Annotated in this window: 1 protein-coding gene; it reads left to right on the top strand. The window is 45.3% G+C overall.

What is annotated here, in order from left to right; genetic code table 11:
* Positions 1–368 precede the first annotated feature (368 nt).
* Positions 369–3,506 carry a WD40/YVTN/BNR-like repeat-containing protein gene (locus tag ACZFYI_RS16815; RefSeq protein ID WP_462525287.1) on the top strand — a complete coding sequence of 1,046 codons (3,138 nt, stop codon included), beginning with the start codon at positions 369–371 and terminating at the stop codon, positions 3,504–3,506.
* Positions 3,507–3,905: the final 399 nt, after the last annotated feature.

The raw sequence follows: 3,905 nt of genomic DNA, 5'->3' as shown, positions 1-3,905 counted from the left end.
GAAGTTCGAAGTTCGAAGGTTTCAAAAGGAAAAAGCCTCTCCTTGTCATATCGACCAGAGGGAGATATCTTTTGAAGGGATCTTATTTTAATTTTTTAAGACTTCTCCTACGTCGAAGTGACAAGGCAAAGGTTTCTAAATACTTTGACTTTCAAGCGAAATAGACGCTAAACCATTATAAAAGTGAAAAAAAACCAACCTTGTCATATCAACCAGAGGGAGGTCTCTTTTGAAGTACGAAGTTGGAGGTTGGAAGTACGACTGAAAGCGAAGGTATTTTTTACTCGAAAAGGCATCCATCAAATACCTTATCCTAAACCCGGCATTTTTTTATATCTTGATTGCCTTCAATAGCCACCAATAATCAAATGAAAAAACTCATATTCTGCCTGCTCTTTCTTGGAACCTTCAATCTTTTTGCACAGGACTTCAAAGAAATCAACAACACACTCAAATACAGAAATATAGGTCCCTTTCGGGGTGGAAGGTCAGTCACCTCTTCAGGTGTAGTCAGCGATCCGCTCACCTATTATATGGGAACTACCGGTGGTGGTGTCTGGAAAACAGAAGATGCCGGGCAGCATTGGAACAATATCTCTGATGGATTTTTTACAACAGGTTCGGTGGGGGCTATAGCGGTCTCGGAATCCAATCCAAAAATTGTCTATGTTGGCATGGGCGAGCATGCCCCACGTGGCGTGATGACCTCTTATGGCGACGGAGTCTATAAATCCACTGATGCCGGAAAGACATGGAAAAAGCTAGGATTGGAAAAAACAGAACATATCTCCAGAATCGTCATTCACCCTTCCAATCCTGACATCGTCTTTGTGGCTGCGCAAGGGGCGCTGAATGTACCCAACGAGGACCGTGGTGTCTACAAATCCACCAATGGCGGTGAAAGCTGGGAAAAGGTGCTTTATGTCGATAACAAATCCGGAGCTGTGGAACTGTCCATGGACATGAATTATCCCGAAATATTGTACGCCGCCATGTGGGAACACCAGCGTCTTCCATGGAAAGTCATCAGTGGCGGTCCTGGAAGTGGCTTGTACAAATCCACTGATTCCGGCAAAACCTGGAAACAACTTTCCAACGGACTTCCAAAAGAAAAAGGCAAAATGGCCATTGCGGTTTCGCGTGCCAATTCAGAAAAGGTATATGCTTTGATAGAAAGTGATTCTGAAAAAGGCCAAGGTGGCCTCTTTGTATCCGAAAACGGCGGCATAGACTGGTCCAAGGTCAGCAGTGACAACAGACTGGTACAACGTGCATGGTATTATATAGAGGTTTTTGCTGATCCCCAAGATGAACATACAGTGTATGTCCACAGCGCTCCTGCCCTCCGGTCGATTGATGGTGGCAAAACATGGGAGAATATTGACGGTGCCCATGGAGATTACCATGATCTCTGGATCAATCCCAAAAACTCTAAAAATATGGTCATGGCAGATGACGGTGGGGCATCTATCTCCTATAATGGCGGCAAAACATGGTCCACACAATCCAATATGCCAACCGCCCAGATCTACCGGATCAATACAGACAACCAAAACCCCTACCGCATCTACGGTGGACAGCAAGACAATACCTCTCTGGTCATCAATAGCATGGCTTTGGGAAGAGGGGGCATCACTCAGGAACATTGGAACTATTCCGCGGGAGGAGAAAGTGCTTTTTTGGCATTCAATCCTGATGATCCAAGGTACGTCTTGGGAGGAAGTTATCTCGGAACTATCGAAGTACTTGACCACAAAACCATGGGAAGTACCAATATCATGATCGCCCCCATCTTTTACCTAGGTAGGGATGCAAGCGATATGAAGTACAGGTTCAACTGGAATGCCCCGATCATTTGGTCGCAGCATGAACCTGACACATATTACCACGGCTCACAATATGTCTTGAAAACAAAAGACATGGGACTGAGTTGGGAAGTAGTTTCGCCAGATCTGACCAGAAATGAGAAAGAAAAACAGGGAAAAGGCGGAGGTCCCTATACCAATGAAGCGGTAGGAGCTGAGAATTACGGCACGCTCAGCTACATCATGGAATCTCCCCATGAAAAAGGCCATATCTGGACAGGAAGTGATGATGGTTTGGTACACCTGACCCGCGATAATGGAAAGACCTGGACCAACGTGACGCCAAAAGGCTTAACCGAATGCCTTGTCAATGCCATTGAAGTATCTCCACATGATCCTGCAACAGCCTATATCGCCACCACCCGCTACAAATTCAATGACTATACCCCTGCGATTTACAAGACAAGCGACTACGGAAAAACCTGGACCAATATCAGCAAAGGCATCCCCTATGGCGCATTTACCAGGGTAGTGAGGGAAGACAGCAAGGTAAAAGGATTGCTCTATGCAGGTACAGAAACGGGGATGTACATTTCCCGAAATGCAGGCGCAAGCTGGGAAGCTTTCCAGTTAAATTTACCGGTGACGCCGATCACCGATCTGAAAGTTGCCCACAATGACCTGATCGTGGCTACCTCGGGGCGCTCCTTTTGGATCTTGGATGACCTCAACCTTGTCCGTGAAATCAAAGCTTCTGTGGATAAACCGCTCTTGTATAATCCCGATGAGGCGATGTTGGGCAGCTGGTCTTCCCCATTGAATGGCAACAGCGAGGAATTCAAAGGAACAAATCCATTGGCTGGTGTGAATCCCGCCAATGGTGTTGTCATCTACTACCATCTCCCGGAATCTGTAAACGACTCCACGCTATTGACTCTTGAAATCAGAGATGAAAAAGGGGAATTGGTAAGGGCATTTTCCAGTAAAAAAGATCCCAAATTCATTAAGTATGATGGTGGCCCCTCCCCTGAACCTGTTTTGACTGTCAAAAAAGGAGTGAACAGATTTGTATGGAATATGCGCTATCCCACCATGCAGGGAGTCCCCTCTGCCTATCTGGAAGCGAGTTTTTCGGGACACAAAGCCATTCCGGGCAACTACATCCTGCAGCTGAAGTCTGCTTTGGGTGAAAGTACTGCCACTGCCAAGATTGTGGATAACCCTGATTTTGGGCTTGGGGCTGAAGATTATCAGGAATACCATGCCTTTATGTCCAAGATGGAATCTGAGCTGACGGCCATGCACAAGATGATCAACGATGCCATGGCTTATCAGATCCAATTGAAATCCCTATTGGTTAAAATCAAAGAAGAAGAATCCAAAAAAGAACTATATACCTCAGGAACTAGCCTGCTGAAAGAAATGCAGGCATGGGATGAGGACATGGTGCAGCGCAAGTCCAAAGCCTATGACGATGTGGAGAATTTTCCCAATAAATTCACTGCCAATTACCTCTACCTGATCAATCAGACTGAAAGTTCGATCCCAAGGGTAACCAAAGGATCCAAAGACCGCCTCGACGAACTGACCAAAGAATGGGAAATCCTCAAAGGCCGTGGAGAAAACCTGCTGAATACGGCTGTTCCTGCCTTTAACAAAGCTCTACAGGAAGCTGGAATCGGGGTGTTGTATGGGAGGTAAAGGGATTGGAGGATTCTAGAATTGGAAAATTGAAAGATTTGAAAATTGAAAAGTTGGAATGTTAAAATTTGAAAGGTTGGTGGGTTGAAGGGTACTAAGTACTATGAACCAAGTACGAAGTAAGGTGGTCTAAGAGGAAAAAGGTTAAAGATGAAATTAACCTGTCCTTGTCATATCGACCAGAGGGAGATATCTTTTTAAATTAAGTTAGACTTCTTCTCCTCACTGCCCGGTTCTCCATCCTAAATCTGAGGTACGAAGATGAAGTATCTCATAAATCAGAGACCCTTCGCTCCACTCAGGGTGACGTTCCCTTAACAAAGGGGGGAGAAGTCGGGAGTACCATATTAATAAGTTAGGGAAAATCTATTTCTTTGCTTTTTCATCTCGAATAAAGCA

It is taken from the genome of Aquiflexum sp., assembly GCF_977115555.1.
This window is presented reverse-complemented; position numbering and strand designations above follow the sequence as displayed.

Coding starts and splice junctions, on each gene's coding strand:
- ACZFYI_RS16815 (WP_462525287.1), top strand. CDS start 369: ATGAAAAAACTCATATTCTGCCTGCTCTTTCTTGGAACCTTCAATCTT.